The organism is Velazquezella soli (assembly GCF_977018685.1).
This window is the reverse complement of sequence record NZ_CDRNXF010000004.1, coordinates 76,582-91,842: the sequence shown is the minus strand read 5'-3', so window position 1 is coordinate 91,842 and position 15,261 is coordinate 76,582. Positions and strand designations below refer to the sequence as shown.

The 15,261-nt window shown below is 61.0% G+C and carries 15 protein-coding genes; 14 read left to right on the top strand and 1 reads right to left on the bottom strand.

Annotated elements, in window-relative coordinates; all coding sequences use genetic code 11:
- Positions 1–129: 129 nt before the first annotated feature.
- A complete protein-coding gene (locus tag AC0JZ8_RS04035; protein ID WP_471891866.1) occupies positions 130–3,000 on the top strand; it encodes a [protein-PII] uridylyltransferase in 2,871 nt (956 codons plus the stop codon).
- Positions 3,001–3,172: 172 nt separating this feature from the next.
- Entirely contained in the window at positions 3,173–4,765 is a 1,593-nt protein-coding gene (murJ, locus tag AC0JZ8_RS04030; RefSeq protein WP_471891865.1) for a murein biosynthesis integral membrane protein MurJ, read from the top strand.
- A 2-nt stretch (positions 4,766–4,767) separates the two neighbouring features.
- Here the strand turns inward: murJ and AC0JZ8_RS04025 are convergent, their stop codons facing one another.
- A complete protein-coding gene (locus tag AC0JZ8_RS04025) occupies positions 4,768–5,259 on the bottom strand; it encodes a YcbK family protein (protein ID WP_471891864.1) in 492 nt (163 codons plus the stop codon).
- Positions 5,260–5,484: 225 nt separating this feature from the next.
- Here AC0JZ8_RS04025 and AC0JZ8_RS04020 point away from each other — a divergent pair, with 225 nt between their 5' ends.
- The 12 genes from AC0JZ8_RS04020 (at position 5,485) to AC0JZ8_RS03965 (ending at position 15,172) form a co-directional block, all read left to right on the top strand.
- Complete coding sequence (locus AC0JZ8_RS04020) at positions 5,485–5,892, top strand: VOC family protein (RefSeq protein WP_471891863.1); 408 nt, start codon at positions 5,485–5,487, stop codon at positions 5,890–5,892.
- Between the two features lie 138 nt (positions 5,893–6,030).
- Positions 6,031–7,095 (top strand): tryptophan--tRNA ligase, encoded by a 1,065-nt coding sequence (gene trpS, locus AC0JZ8_RS04015; protein ID WP_092663740.1) that lies wholly within the window; start codon positions 6,031–6,033, stop codon positions 7,093–7,095.
- A gap of 116 nt (positions 7,096–7,211) precedes the next feature.
- A complete protein-coding gene (locus AC0JZ8_RS04010; RefSeq protein ID WP_430258136.1) occupies positions 7,212–7,703 on the top strand; it encodes a universal stress protein in 492 nt (163 codons plus the stop codon).
- Between the two features lie 121 nt (positions 7,704–7,824).
- Positions 7,825–8,391 (top strand): NifU family protein, encoded by a 567-nt coding sequence (locus tag AC0JZ8_RS04005; protein ID WP_174195519.1) that lies wholly within the window; start codon positions 7,825–7,827, stop codon positions 8,389–8,391.
- Between the two features lie 21 nt (positions 8,392–8,412).
- Positions 8,413–9,066 (top strand): tRNA (adenosine(37)-N6)-threonylcarbamoyltransferase complex dimerization subunit type 1 TsaB, encoded by a 654-nt coding sequence (tsaB, locus tag AC0JZ8_RS04000; RefSeq protein WP_174195520.1) that lies wholly within the window; start codon positions 8,413–8,415, stop codon positions 9,064–9,066.
- 39 nt (positions 9,067–9,105) lie between these two features.
- Complete coding sequence (locus AC0JZ8_RS03995) at positions 9,106–9,600, top strand: GNAT family N-acetyltransferase (RefSeq protein ID WP_092663734.1); 495 nt, start codon at positions 9,106–9,108, stop codon at positions 9,598–9,600.
- 38 nt (positions 9,601–9,638) lie between these two features.
- Positions 9,639–10,064 carry a Fur family transcriptional regulator gene (locus AC0JZ8_RS03990; protein WP_062454001.1) on the top strand — a complete coding sequence of 142 codons (426 nt, stop codon included), beginning with the start codon at positions 9,639–9,641 and terminating at the stop codon, positions 10,062–10,064.
- A gap of 39 nt (positions 10,065–10,103) precedes the next feature.
- Positions 10,104–10,907 (top strand): lyso-ornithine lipid O-acyltransferase, encoded by an 804-nt coding sequence (gene olsA / locus AC0JZ8_RS03985; protein WP_471891862.1) that lies wholly within the window; start codon positions 10,104–10,106, stop codon positions 10,905–10,907.
- 42 nt (positions 10,908–10,949) lie between these two features.
- Positions 10,950–12,359, top strand: a complete 1,410-nt coding sequence (gene miaB, locus AC0JZ8_RS03980; protein WP_092663732.1) for a tRNA (N6-isopentenyl adenosine(37)-C2)-methylthiotransferase MiaB — start codon at positions 10,950–10,952, stop codon at positions 12,357–12,359.
- A 24-nt stretch (positions 12,360–12,383) separates the two neighbouring features.
- On the top strand, positions 12,384–13,439 hold the full coding sequence (locus tag AC0JZ8_RS03975) for a PhoH family protein (RefSeq protein ID WP_062453998.1): 1,056 nt from the start codon (positions 12,384–12,386) through the stop codon (positions 13,437–13,439).
- A 17-nt stretch (positions 13,440–13,456) separates the two neighbouring features.
- Positions 13,457–13,966, top strand: coding sequence for an rRNA maturation RNase YbeY (ybeY, locus tag AC0JZ8_RS03970; protein ID WP_062578871.1), 510 nt, complete (start codon positions 13,457–13,459; stop codon positions 13,964–13,966).
- A 9-nt stretch (positions 13,967–13,975) separates the two neighbouring features.
- Positions 13,976–15,172: a transporter associated domain-containing protein gene (locus AC0JZ8_RS03965; RefSeq protein ID WP_113166986.1), complete on the top strand. Its 1,197-nt coding sequence runs from the start codon at positions 13,976–13,978 to the stop codon at positions 15,170–15,172.
- Positions 15,173–15,261: the final 89 nt, after the last annotated feature.

The following is a 15,261-nucleotide window of genomic DNA, read 5'->3' as shown; positions in this document are numbered from 1 at the left end:
CTGCGCAACAAAAATGAGCTAAAGCGTATGGGGCAGGGCCGCAGGGACCTGGGAACGCTTTAGGGGAGGTGCCCGAAATCCGTCGTCGTCTCCATCGGGAATGGAGAGGGCGGGCACCGGCAGGAAGACATGGCCAAGCAAGCAACAAGACAAGATCATCGTCACGATATCGATTTCTCCGAACTGATGGACGTCGCCGGCCTGCAGACGAAATGCCGCGAGGCGCTCGGAACCAAGGATCGGCCGCTGCTGGAATCGCGGGCAGCTCTCCTGCCGATCCTGCGGCAGGCCAGTGTCGACGGTCGCGAAAAGGCACGCGAACTGCTGAGCCAGGATGGCAGCGGTCTTCGCTGCGCCCGCCGCATATCCTGGATCCAGGACCAGCTGATCTGCGTCCTCAATGAAACCATCACCGAGAGCCTCTATCCGGAAGGCCGCGAGATCGCCGTTGCCGCCACCGGCGGTTACGGCCGCGGCACGCTCGCGCCGGGGTCCGATATCGATCTTCTTTTCCTGCTGCCCGAAAAGAATTCCGATGCCATGCGCAAGGCGGTGGAATTCCTGCTCTATCTCCTGTGGGATATGGGCTTCAAGGTCGGCCACGCCACCCGCACGGTGGAGGAATGCATTCGCCTGTCGAAAACCGACATGACGATCCGCACCGCCATTCTCGAATGCCGCCCGATCTGCGGCAGCGGCGCGCTGGTCGATCAGCTGATGTCGCGCTTCGATCTGGAAGTCGTCGCCGGCACCGGTCCGGAATTCGTCGCTGCCAAACTTGCCGAGCGCGACCAGCGCCACAAGAAGGCGGGCGATACGCGTTATCTGGTCGAGCCCAACGTCAAGGAGGGCAAGGGCGGCCTGCGCGACCTGCACACGCTGTTCTGGATTGCCAAATATTACTACCGCGTCCGCGAAACGACCGAACTCGTCAAGCTCGGCGTCCTCTCGCGCGAGGAGGCAAGGTCCTTCGAAAAGGCCGACGACTTTCTCTGGGCGGTGCGCTGCCAGATGCATTTCCTGACCGGCAAGGCGGAGGAACGTCTGTCGTTCGACATCCAGCGCGATATCGCGGCAAGCCTCGGCTACAATGCGCGGCCTGGCCTCTCCTCCGTCGAACGCTTCATGAAGCATTATTTCCTGGTCGCCAAGAACGTCGGCGACCTCACCCGCATTCTTTGCGCGGCCTTGGAGGATCAGCAGGCGAAGGCCGCACCGGGCCTTACCCAGCGCGTCATTTCGCGCTTCACCAAGCGGCTGCACAAGATTGCCGGCTCCGTCGAATTTGTGGAAGACCGCGGTCGCATCACGCTCGCCGATCCCGGCGTCTTCAAGCGCGATCCGGTCAGCCTGATCCGCTTTTTCCACGTGGCGGACCTGACCGGGCTGGAACTGCATCCCGACGCGCTGAAAAGCATCACCCGATCGCTTTCCCTCATCGACAGCGCCCTGCGCGAAGACGACGAGGCGAACCGTCTCTTCCTCTCCATCCTCACCTCCAGGCGGGATCCCGGCCTGATGCTGCGGCGGATGAACGAGGCCGGCGTGCTCGGCCGCTTCATTCCCGAATTCGGCAAGGTCGTGGCGATGATGCAGTTCAACATGTATCACCACTACACGGTCGACGAGCACCTGATCCGCTCCGTCGATGCACTGTCGGAAATCGATCACGGCCGCGCCGCGGACATGCATCCGCTCGCCAACAAGCTGATGCCGACGATCGAGGAGCGCGCGGCGCTCTATGTCGCGGTGCTGATCCACGACATCGCCAAGGGCCGCCAGGAGGACCACTCGACCGCCGGCGCCCGGATCGCGAAAAAACTCTGCCCGCGTCTCGGCCTCAATCCGAAACAGACCGAACTCGTCGTATGGCTGGTGGAACAGCACCTGATCATGTCGATGACGGCGCAGACCCGCGATCTGCATGATCGCAAGACCATCGCCGACTTTGCCGAAAAAGTCCGCTCGCTCGATCGCTTGAAGCTGCTGCTGGTGCTGACCATCTGCGATATCCGCGCCGTCGGCCCGGGTGTCTGGAACGGCTGGAAGGGCCAGCTTCTGCGCACCCTCTATTATGAAACGGAACTGCGCCTCTCCGGTGGCTTCTCGGAAGCATCTGGCAAGGAGCGGGCCAAGGTGGCGGAGGAAGATCTCGCCAACGCCCTGTCCGACTGGAGCCAGCAGGATCGCGAGGCGCTGGTGAAGCTCCATTACCAGCCGTATCTCCTGTCCGTGCCCGTTGAGGACCAGGTCCGCCACGCAAGCTTCATCCGCGAAACCGACAAGGCCGGCAAGGCGCTCGCCACCATGGTGCGCACCGACAGTTTCCGGGCGATCACCGAAATCACGGTTCTGGCGCCCGACCATCCGCGGCTTCTGTCGATCATCGCAGGCGCCTGTGCGGCCGCCGGTGCCAACATCGCCGATGCGCAGATCTTCACGACCTCCGATGGCCGCGCGCTCGATACGATCCACATCAACCGGGAATTCGCGGTCGATGACGACGAAATGCGCCGTGGCGGCACGATCGGACGGATGATCGAGGACGTACTCGCCGGCAAGAAGCGCCTGCCGGAAGTCATCGCCATCCGCGCGAAAGCCAAGAAGAACAAGAACAAGGCCTTCGATATCCCACCGTCCGCGATCATCTCCAACGGGCTTTCCAACAAATTCACCGTCGTCGAGGTGGAATGCCTCGACCGCACCGGTCTCTTGGCGGAAATCACCGCGGCCCTTGCCGATCTTTCGCTCGATATCCAGTCGGCGCGGATCACCACGTTCGGCGAAAAGGTGATCGATACGTTCTACGTCACCGATCTCGTCGGTCACAAGGTGACCAACGAGAACCGCCAGGGCAATATCATCACCCGGCTGAAGGCTGTCATGGCGGAACAGGAAGACGAGCTTCAGGAAGCCATGCCGGATGGTATCGTCGCGCCGCAGCCGGCTGCCGCCGACGGAGCGAATGTCTTGCCGCGGAAGTCGAAAGTCGGTGTCTGAAACACGACACCGGTGCTATCCCTGCTGAACGGGTGCTTCGTTCGGTCCGCTCTTTTGCGCCACAGAGACTGTGGGGCAGGGCGCCGGCCGAGCGACGCATGCCAATGCACAGGCAGAACATGAACAATCCCAGCTTCCCCAAGCATGAGCGCAAGACGATGAGCCAAGCCAGATGAGCCTTGCCAGAAAATTCGCAACCGTCGGCGGCGCTACGCTCGGCAGCCGCATCTTCGGTTTCGCCCGTGAAACCTTCATGGCGGCGGCCCTTGGCACGGGGCCGATGGCAGACGTGTTTTACGCCGCCTTCCGGTTTCCGAACCTCTTCCGCCGGCTGTTTGCCGAAGGCGCCTTCAACGCCGCTTTCGTTCCGCTGTTTTCCAAGGAAATCGAGGCGAATGGCGTCGATGGGGCCAAGCGGTTTTCCGAAGAGGTCTTCGGCGTCCTGTTTTCTGCGCTGCTGATCATCACCATCGCAATGCAGCTGGCCATGCCCTGGCTGGTGCGGTGGGTCATTGCCCCGGGCTTTGCCGATGACGCGGAAAAGACGGCGCTGACGGTGCGCATGGCCATCGTCATGTTCCCTTATCTCATGTGCATGTCGCTGACGGCGATGATGAGCGGCATGCTCAACTCGCTGCATCATTTCTTTGCCGCCGCCATCGCGCCGGTGTTCTTGAACGTGGTGATGATCGCAGCGCTTTTCTACGGCCTCTGGGTCGGCGCCGATCCGCGCGAAATCGCCTGGTACCTGTCTTGGAGCGTGCTGGTTGCGGGCGTGTTGCAGCTTGGCGTCGTCTATGCCGGCGTGCGTCATGCGGGCATCAATATCGGCTTTCGCCGGCCCAAGATGACGCCCAACGTCAAGCGCCTGCTCTGGCTCGCGGTTCCGGCCGCAATCACCGGCGGCATTACCCAGATCAACCAGATCATCGGCCAGGCGATTGCGTCGGGCAAGGAAGGCGCAATCGCTGCCCTGCAATATGCCGACCGCATCTACCAGCTGCCGCTCGGTGTCGTCGGCGTTGCCGTCGGTGTCGTGCTTCTTCCAGAATTGTCACGGGCGCTGAAGGGCGGCCATGTCAAGGAAGCCGGCAACATCCAGAACCGCTCGATCGAATTCGTGCTGTTCCTGACGCTTCCTGCCGCTGCCGGTCTCTGGATCCTGTCGGATGCGATCATCCGCGTGCTTTACGAGCGCGGTGCGTTCTCGGCCGAAAACACCGCCGTCGTCGCGTCGATCCTTGCGATCTACGGCATCGGTCTTCCGGGTTTCGTGCTGATCAAGGCGCTGCAGCCGGGCTTTTATGCCCGCGAGGATACAAAGACGCCGATGCGCTTTACCATGGTGTCGGTCGTCATCAATTCCGGCCTCGCCATCACGCTGTTTCCGATGATCGCCGAACGCGGCATCGCGACGGCAGAGGCTGCGGCCGGATGGATCAACACGATCCTGCTATTTTCGACGCTGGTCTGGCGGGGTGATCTCGTCTGGGAATGGGCGCTCGCCCGGCGTACCGCCCTTTTGCTGGTCGCGACAGGGGTGATGGCGGCGGCGCTCTTCTATGCGCTTCCCTATGCCAGCCCATGGCTGCAACCGGGCTCGCATCTGTTGACCCAGGTGCTGGCTCTGGCCTGCCTTCTGGGCATTGCAATGGTCGTCTATTTCGCCTGCGCGTTTGCGATCGGCGGTGCCGATCTCGGCATGATCAGGCGAAACATCAAGCGGAAGCCAAAGTCTGCTGTCCCACCACCGGCGGAGTCCTGATCTCAGGACTTTCCGCGGCGCTTAAGGCTTGCAAGGCTGCCCTTGCCACCTTTTCCACCCTTGCCGCAATGCGCCCAGGCGCGCCGCGGGCCGACATCCACATGCACGATGCCGTTGCAGTAGCGGCCGATGCCGCCGATGCCCGGGGCGCTCGCTGCTGCCGCAAGCACCCTCTTTTCGGCAACGCCGGGAACGCGAATGTCAGCAGCGTAGCAATGGCTGTGCTGTGACGTTCCAGAGCGCGGACGGTGGCCGGAGGTCACCATCGGCTTCTTGCCTGTTTCCTTGGCGATATGGGCAAGGATGGCACCCAGCTTCTCGGGAAAGCAGTTGGTCCGAACGCTGACGCGCTGGACAGTATAGTAAGCAGAGTAGTCGTGTTTGAAAGAACTGCTGCGGCGTTTCTCGCCTTTTTCGGCGGCTTGTGCGGTCGCAAACAGCGTTAGGCAGAGCGTCATGAAGCAGGACAGCGCGACGCGGTAAAAGATGCGCATACGGGTAAACCTCGGAAAATACTCACGACCGACTGGGGTCGACTTGGTGGGGGAGTATTTCTTTCCGAAAAGTGACCTCAGTATGGAGGAATTTGCCCCAAAGTGGGATTTGTCTGCCTCAAGGGTTAAACTGCGTTAACCTTGCGGTTGCTTCGGCGTTCTTGACAGGCCAGGCAGGAAGCGTCGAAGACAGGTTCCCGCCACGTCAAAACAAGGTGTCCTTCAATGTCGATCCGTTCCCTTTTTCTGGTCACGCTGGTCGTTGACGACTACGATCGGGCGCTCGATTTTTATTGCGGAATCATGGGCTTTGACCTTGTCTCCGATACCCTTCTGGAGGCGACCAAGCGATGGGTGGTGGTGCGCCCGCCGGGCAAGGAGGGGGCAGCGCTGCTCTTGGCACGCGCCGACGGCGACGCCGAAACGGCGGCGATCGGCAATCAGACGGCGGGTCGGGTAAGTTTTTTCCTGAAAACTGACGATTTTGCCGATGATCACGCCCGACTGTCGGCAAAAGGCGTCCGCTTCATCGAAGAACCGCGCCACGAACCCTATGGCACGGTCGCAGTGTTTGAAGATTGCTACGGCAACCTTTGGGATCTCATTCAGCACGCGGATGATGCAGCCTCTTGATCCCTCGTGGCGGGGCGTGCATAAGCCCGGCCATCAGCTACATGGCCCGCGGGGCGCAGCAGCGGCAAGCACGCACACTTGTCAGGTTGCGCAAGTCCAACGGCCTGAGGCCTTCCATCAGCCTATCGAGGATCTAGAATGAACAGCTTCAAGCCGCTCGTCTTTTCCGGTGTGCAGCCCACCGGCAATCTCCATCTCGGCAATTATCTCGGCGCTATCCGCAAGTTCGTCGCCCTGCAGGAAAACAACGACTGCATCTACTGCGTCGTCGATCTGCACGCGATCACGGCCCAGCTCGTGCATGACGATCTGCGCGGCCAGATCCGCTCCATCGCGGCAGCGTTCATCGCCTCCGGCATCGACCCGAAGAAGCATATCGTCTTCAACCAGTCCGCCGTGCCGCAGCATGCCGAACTTGCCTGGATCTTCAACTGCGTCGCCCGCATCGGCTGGATGAACCGGATGACCCAGTTCAAGGACAAGGCCGGCAAGGACCGCGAGAACGCCTCGCTCGGACTGCTCGCCTATCCGAGCCTGATGGCCGCCGACATTCTCGTCTACCGCGCCACCCATGTGCCTGTCGGCGATGACCAGAAGCAGCATCTGGAGCTTGCCCGCGATATCGCCCAGAAGTTCAATATCGATTTCCAGGACAAGATCCGCGCAACCGGCACCGGCGTCGATATGGTCGTCGGCGAAGAGCCGATCCACGGCTACTTCCCGCTCGTCGAGCCGCTGATCGATGGTCCGGCCCCGCGCGTCATGAGCTTGCGCGACGGCACCAAGAAGATGTCGAAATCCGATCCGTCAGATCTGTCGCGCATCAACCTGATGGACGATGCCGATGAGATCCTGAAGAAGATCCGCAAGGCGAAGACCGATCCGGAGGGCCTGCCGAGCGAACTCGAAGGCCTCGAAGGTCGCCCGGAAGCGGCCAATCTCGTGGGCATCTATGCAGCGCTTGCCGATCGCACCAAGGCGGATGTGCTTGCCGAATTCGGCGGCCAGCAGTTCTCGGTGTTCAAGCCGGCTCTCGCCGACCTCGCCGTTCATGTCCTGGCGCCGATCTCGCTCGAAATGCGCCGCCTGCTGGACGACACGACCCATATCGATGCCATCCTGCGTGATGGGGGCGAGCGTGCCCGCGCCCGCGCCGAAAAGGTCATGGGCGAAGTCTTCGATATCGTCGGCTTCCTGCGCTAAGCGGGAACATCGGCGAAAATCTTGCACCCGTCACGGTCGCGTGGCGGGTTTTCATTTTCGCGGGTTCGTATAATTTCGCCACAACGACAACGTCCGACGGGAATTGAGGGGGCGGCATGGTTTCGAAACGGCTTTCCAGGCTTGAGGGACATCGGCGCAAGTTCATAGCGGTCATCGATGGCACCCCCGAATGCGAGCTTGCCGTGCACTATGCCGGCCGCCGCGCGAAGAATTCCAATGGCGGCCTGGTGCTGCTTTTCGTCATCCCCGATGGGGATTTCCAGCAATGGATCGGCGTCGAGCAGATCATGCGCGCCGAAGCCATGGAAGAAGCGGAATCGATCATGGCAAAGGCCGCCCAGAGGGTGCGCGAATTGATCGGGATCGATCCGGAAATCGTCATCCGCGAGGGAAGCGCGCCCGAGCAGATCAACATGCTGGTGGAAGAGGATCGCGATATCGCCGTTCTGGTTCTGGCGGCCGGTTCGACCAAGGAAGGGCCGGGCCCGCTGGTCTCGGCCGTCGCGGGCAGGGGTGCTGCATTCCCCATTCCCGTCACCGTTCTGCCTGACACGCTGACCGACGAGGAAATCGACGCGCTCGCCTGACCTCTCTTGACCGGATTGGCAGAAAGGCGCACTTGAACCAAAAGCTGATCGCGACTATCTTCTTTGGAAGAGTTCTAAGTTTGCGGCGCCCGCTGGCGCGCACGGGTCAAGGAGACAAATCATGTTCATTCAGACGGAAGCCACACCCAATCCGGCAACCCTGAAGTTCCTGCCCGGCAAGATCGTCATGGAAAAGGGCACGGCCGATTTCCGCAATGCGAGCGAGGCTGATGCGTCTCCGCTGGCCGCCAGACTGTTCGGCATCGACGGCGTCACCGGCGTCTATTTCGGCTACGACTTCATCACCGTCTCCAAGGATAGCGCCGAATGGCAGCATCTGAAGCCGGCCATCCTCGGCTCGATCATGGAGCATTTCATGTCCGGACAGCCGGTCATGGGCGGCGCCTCGTCGCTTGCCGAAGATACCGATGAAGACGGCGAGTTCTACGAGGCCGACGACGAGACCCTCGTCGCGACTATCAAGGAACTGCTGGAAACCCGCGTCCGTCCGGCCGTTGCCCAGGATGGTGGCGACATCACCTTCAAGGGTTTCCGCGATGGCACGGTCTATCTTAACATGAAGGGCGCCTGCGCCGGCTGCCCGTCCTCCACGGCAACCCTGAAACATGGCGTTCAAAACCTGCTAAAGCACTTCGTGCCTGAAGTGCAGGCCGTCGAAGCCATCTGATTTCGAAAAACAGTTCCGCTCATGCTCGTTCTGGCCATCGATACTGCCGGGGTTGATTGTTCCGCCGCGCTCTATGATGGCGCGTCCGGCAGACTTCTCTCGTCCGTCACTGAGACGATCGGCAAGGGTCATGCAGAGCGCCTGATGGCGATCGTCGACCAGGCGCTTGATGACGCCGGCCTGCCCCTCAAATCCGTCCAGCGCATCGCCGTCGGCATCGGCCCGGGCTCATTCACCGGTATCCGGGTTGGAGTCGCTGCCGCCCGCGGTCTGGCACTGGCACTCAATGTGGAATGCGTCGGCGTCACCACGCTCGAAACGCTGGCCGCCGCACATCTTGCAAAGCATCCGGGACGCCCCGTCGTTGCGGCCATGGATGCCAAGCGGGACGAGGTCTATGCCCAGGCCTTTTCAGCCGAAGGCTCCCCGCTCAGCGAACCCACGGCACTGTCTCCGGACGATGCCGCAGCACTCATTGCCGAGCTGTCGGCCGACGTGACCGGGTCATGGCGCCCGCACAAGGCGCCGGTCCTGCCTGACCATTTCGATATCGCCGTCATTGCAAGACTTGCGGCGTCAAAGCCGAAAGGTTCGCAAAAGCCGAAACCGCTTTATCTTCGTGGACCGGATGCAAAACCGCAGACAGGCTTTGCGTTGGCGCGGCAGATCTCGTAACTCCGCGTCGTTCAATTCTTTCACGCGACCGAATGCCCGATGTTTGACGATTATCTCAGCTGGAAGCCGTTTTTCGAAGTCGTCCCGATGGAGATCTCCGACTGCGTCGAAGTCTCCGAGCTTCATGGTGCGCGCTTTCCGCGCGGCTGGAACGATGGCGAATTTCAGAATCTTCTTCTTCAGAAAGGCGTGTTCGGTTTCGTCGCACGCCAGACCAACGCGTTCTTTTCCAAACCCTTCGGGGGCTTCGTGCTGGTGCGCGAAGCAGCCGGCGAGGCGGAAATTCTCACGATCGCCGTCCCCGAAAAGTTTGGCCGTCTTGGGCTCGGATGGAGGCTGATGCAGGCCGGCTTGCGCGAAGCGACATCGCGCGGCGCCGAAACAATGTTTCTCGAGGTCGAGGCCGAAAACAAGGCCGCTGTGACGCTCTATGGCAGGCTGGGTTTCAAAAAGGTCGGCGAACGCCCGGCCTATTATACAGGTGCCGATGGACGACGGTCCTCGGCGCTTGTCATGAGCCGCGTTCTTCGTTAGTTCGTGATGAAACGAGAGCATTTGAAGGCCAAAACGTCATGACGGATCTTTCCAAAAATCTGGAGGAACTGTGTGCCGAGAAGGGCATGCGCATGACGGATCAGCGCCGGGTGATCGCGCGTATCCTGCAGGACTCCGACGACCATCCGGATGTCGAGGAACTGTATCGTCGCTCCTCCAAGGTCGATCCACGGATCTCGATCTCGACCGTCTATCGCACCGTGAAACTGTTCGAGGACGAGGGCATTATCGAGCGCCACGATTTCCGTGACGGTCGCTCTCGCTACGAGACGGTGCCGGAAGAACATCACGATCACATGATCGATCTCAATGCCGGCACGGTGATCGAATTCCAATCTGCGGAGATCGAAGCGCTGCAGGAGCGCATTGCCCGCGAACTCGGCTTCCGGCTGGTCGGACACAGGCTGGAACTCTACGGCATCCCGCTCGACAAAGACGAATAGCCTGAACACGAACGGCGTGACGACAGCCAAGGATCGACAGTGATCACCTCAATCCGCATCGGGTTCATCGTCGTCTGTCTGCTGGTGGTCACGGCTGTGCTGTTGCCGTTTCAGCTGATCGGCCTCGCCTTCGATCTGAAGATGCGCCGTTATATTCCGCGCCTCTGGCACCGCACCGCCTGCTTCCTGCTCGGCATCCGCATCCACGTCCACGGTCACCTGCAGCATCGGCGCCCCCTGATGCTCGCCTCCAACCACGTCTCGTGGAAGGATATCCTCGTGCTTGGTGCTATCGCGGATGTCGTCTTCATCGCCAAGTCGGAAGTCGCCAAATGGCCGATCTTCGGCACGCTCGCGAAATTGCAGAAGACGATTTTCGTCGTCCGCGAGGAAAAACGCCGAACCGGCGACCAGATCAACGAGATTGCCGCACGCATGACGGCGGGCGAGATCGTCGTGCTCTTCCCGGAAGGCACGACGTCGGATGGCAACCGCCTGCTCGAGGTAAAGTCCTCGCTGTTCGGGGCAGCCGCTGCCGCCGTGCCGCACACGCCCCACGGCGTCGTGTATGTCCAGCCTGTATCGATCGCCTATACGCGGGTGCACGGCATGGCGATGGGTCGTTTCCACCGCCCGCTTGCGGCCTGGCCGGGGGATATCGAGCTCATGCCGCACCTGATGGGCGTGCTGAAGGAAGGCGCGATTGACGTGGATGTGGCGTTCGGCGAGACGGTCGATTTCCGCACGGGCGACAACCGCAAGCATCTCAGCCAGACCATTACCGCCCGGCTTCGCCGCATGCTGATCAGGCATCTTCGCCGAAGAGAGTACGACGCCGATTAGAACCGCTTCAAATCCGGTCCTTCTTGGAGTAAGGAGACGGCCATGAACGAACACGTCACCCTTTCGCCGGCAGAAGAGCCCGTCACCATCCCCAACACCCGCAAGGTCTTCATCAAGACCTACGGCTGTCAGATGAACGTCTACGATTCGACCCGCATGGGCGACGCGTTGGCGAGCGAAGGCTATGTCGCGACCGAAGAGATGGGCGAGGCGGATCTGATCCTCCTCAACACCTGTCATATCCGCGAGAAGGCCGCCGAGAAGGTCTATTCGGCGCTGGGGCGTCTGCGCGACATGAAGAAGGCGCGTGCTGCCGAAGGCCGCGAACTGATGATCGGCGTTGCCGGCTGCGTCGCCCAGGCGGAAGGCGAGGAAATCATCCGCCGCGCGCCATCGGTCGACGTGGTGATCGGCCCGCAGACCTATCACCGACTGCCGGATGCACTGCGCAAGGCCCGCGGCGGCAAGCCTGTGGTCGATACGGAATACGCGGTCGAGGACAAGTTCGACCATCTGCCGGCCACCGACCGCAAGCTTATCCGCGCCCGCGGCGTCACGGCTTTCCTTACCGTGCAGGAAGGCTGCGACAAGTTCTGCACCTTCTGCGTCGTCCCCTATACCCGCGGTTCGGAAGTGTCGCGCCCCATCAGCCAGATTGTCGACGAAGCCATCCGGCTGGTCGAAAGCGGCGTGCGCGAAATCACCCTGCTTGGTCAGAACGTCAATGCCTGGAGCGCTGAAGGTCCAACCGGGAACGACTGGGGTCTCGCCGACCTTCTCTATCGTCTTGCTGAAATCCCGGGCCTTGCCCGCCTGCGCTATACGACAAGCCATCCGCGCGACATGGATGACCGACTGATCGAGGCGCATCGCGACCTGCGCATCCTGATGCCCTATCTGCATCTGCCGGTTCAGTCGGGATCCGACCGCATCCTGAAGGCGATGAACCGTCGCCATACGGGCGCCGAATATCTGGCGCTGATCGACCGCATCCGCAATGCCCGTCCCGATATCGCCATGTCGGGAGATTTCATCGTCGGTTTCCCGGGCGAGACCGATCAGGATTTCGAAGACACGTTGAAGATCGTCGAGGACGTCAACTACGCCTCCGCCTTCTCGTTCAAATATTCGACCCGGCCGGGAACACCCGGCGCGGATCTCACCGATCAGGTCGCTGAAGAGGTAAAAGCCGAGCGTCTCGAACGATTGCAGGCTTTGCTCTTGAAACAGCAGGCCGATTTCGCCACATCCTGTGTTGGAAAGACGATCGATCTGCTTCTGGAAAAGCCGGGACGTATGCCCGGGCAGGTGATCGGCCGTTCGCCCTGGCTCCAGTCTGTGAATGTTGATGCAAAAACATCGCAAATCGGTGAGATTATCCGTGTACGAATCATTGGTACCGGCCCGAACAGCTTGTTTGCCGAGCCGGCAGAGAGTTTAATGGGTGCCTGACCAGCAAGTGAGGAGCTTGTTTACTTGAGCGGACGAGAATCGGTTTCTTCGACAGCGCGCCACCCCAAATCAGCAGCGACCGACGCCAACCACTTTGTCCTGACGTTCGAGAACAATCGCTTCGCGAGCGAGCTGTTCGGTCAATTCGACCAGAATCTGAAACTTCTCGAACAGCGCCTCAATATTGATGCGCGGCCCCGCGGTAATTCCGTGGCCATTTCAGGCGATGTCCCAGCCACCAATCAGGCCCGTCGGGCTCTCGATACCCTCTATGAGCGAATCCAGAAGGGCGGCACCATCGAAACATCCGATGTCGAAGGAGCTATCCGCATGGCACAGGCTGCGGACGACCAGCTGCAACTGCCGACGCTCGAGAAAAAGGCCAGGCTTTCGATGAGCCAGATCTCCACCAAGAAAAAGACGATTGTCGCGCGTACCCCGACGCAGGACGCCTATATGCGGGCGCTCGATCGGGCAGAGATGGTGTTCGGCGTCGGTCCGGCCGGTACCGGCAAGACCTATCTGGCCGTGGCCCATGCCGCGCAGCTGCTGGAACGCGGTGCCGTCGACAAGATCATTCTTTCGCGTCCGGCCGTCGAGGCGGGCGAACGTCTGGGCTTCCTTCCTGGCGACATGAAGGAAAAGGTCGATCCCTATCTGCGGCCGCTCTATGACGCGCTCTACGACATGATCCCAGCCGACAAGGTCGAACGGGCAATCACGGCCGGGGTCATCGAAATCGCGCCGCTCGCCTTCATGCGCGGCCGCACGCTTGCCAATGCCGCGATCATCCTCGACGAGGCGCAGAACACGACATCGATGCAGATGAAGATGTTTCTCACCCGTCTTGGTGAAAACGCACGCATGATCATCACCGGCGACCCGAGCCAGGTGGATTTGCCGCGCGGCGTGAAATCCGGTTTGGTCGAGGCGCTGCAGATCCTCAACGGGGTCGAAGGCATCTCGGTCATCCGCTTCAAGGATACCGACGTCGTGCGCCACCCGCTGGTTGGCCGCATCGTCAGGGCCTATGACGCGCAATATGCCGTCCACGAGGAAAGCGAGGAGGCCGGACGCTAGTCCGGTTTCCAGTCCCTATGCCCGAACTCGACATACAGATCAGCATCGACGACGAAGGCTGGCCGGAAGAGCCGGCGCTTTTGGCGTTGACGCAAAAGGTTTTCGCCGCGGCCGCCGATTATCTCGTCCGCGAAGAAGATCAACCGTTTCCGAAAATACCGCCCGAAGTCTCTCTCGTCTTTACCGACGATGATTCCATCCGGGCAATCAACGCCGAATGGCGCGGCATGGACAAGCCGACCAACGTCTTGTCTTTCCCTGCTTTTCCGCTCGAACCCGGCGGTATGCCGGGCCCGATGCTGGGCGATATCGTCATCGCAAGGCAGACCGTCGAACGCGAGGCAGTTGATCTCGATAAAAGTTTCGACGATCATCTGACCCATCTTCTGGTGCACGGCTTTCTCCATCTGTTCGGTTACGACCACATGGAAAAAGACGAGGCGGAGGAAATGGAAACACTCGAGACTCGCATTTTAGCCGGTCTCGGCCTATCTGACCCCTATGCGGGGCAGGACCCGATAGTGTAGTTTGGAACAATGAACGATTATTCGAGCAATGTCGCCCGCGAGGGCAAGGACAGTTCGGACTCACCCTCGTCGGACGAGGGAAGTAGTTCGGGACGATCCGAGCATCACCCCAAATCCCATAATACATTCTGGTCTCGGGCGGTGCGCCTGTTGCGGCCGTCGCAGGGCGAACAGCTGCGCGAGGATCTCGCCGACGCGCTGATGACCGACACCAATGTCAGCAACGCCTTTTCTCCGGAAGAGCGGGCGATGCTGCACAATATCCTCCGCTTCCGCGAGGTACGCGTCGAGGATATCATGGTGCCGCGCGCCGATATCGAAGCCGTCGACATGAGCATGACGATCGGCGAGCTGATGATCCATTTCGAAGAGACCGGCCGCTCGCGCATGCCGGTCTACAGCGACAATCTGGACGACGCCCGCGGCTTCGTGCATATCCGCGACCTTCTGTCCTATCTGGCAAAGCAGGCCCGCAACAAGCGCCGCACCGGCACCCGTGCAACGGCAGCAGCAGCCGTCGTTGCCGGTGGAGCGGTCGAGAAGCCGGCCCGTACCGCCAAGGCAGCCTTCGATCTCAGCCGCGTCAATCTCGATCAGACCGTTGCCGAGGCAGGCCTGGTGCGCAAGCTTTTGTTTGTGCCGCCCTCGATGCTGGCATCCGAGCTGATGAGCACCATGCAGGCCGCCCGTACCCAGATGGCGCTCGTGATCGACGAATACGGCGGCACCGATGGTCTCGTGTCGCATGAGGATATCGTCGAGATGGTGATCGGCGATGTCGAGGACGAGCATGACGACGAGGAAGTGATGTTCTCGCGTGCCGGCGACGATATCTTCATTGCCGATGCCCGTATCGAGCTGATGGAAATCTCCAAGGCGATCGGCTCCGATTTCGACGTGCGGGACCGGCTGGACGACGTCGATACGCTGGGCGGATTGATCTTCTCAGCGCTCGGTCGCATTCCGGTGCGCGGTGAAGTCGTGCAGGCTGTGCCAGGGTTCGAATTCCAGATCCTCGACGCCGATCCGCGCCGCATCAAGCGTGTCCGGATCATGCGCAAGCGCGCGCTCGTTCGCCGCAGGCAGCTGAAGGGTGAGGCCGAACCCGTGGCCGACACGCAGCAGAAGGCGATTACCGACGGGACGCCGACCGTGCTTCTGGCGGCTCCCTCGTCCGACCGCAGCAACGATCATCCATCGGCCTGAGTTTCCAGGTGTTTTGAACAGCCTGCAACAGGACAAGCCGCAGTTTTTCATGAAAGACTGCGGCTTCTGATTCGGGCGAAGGGGACATC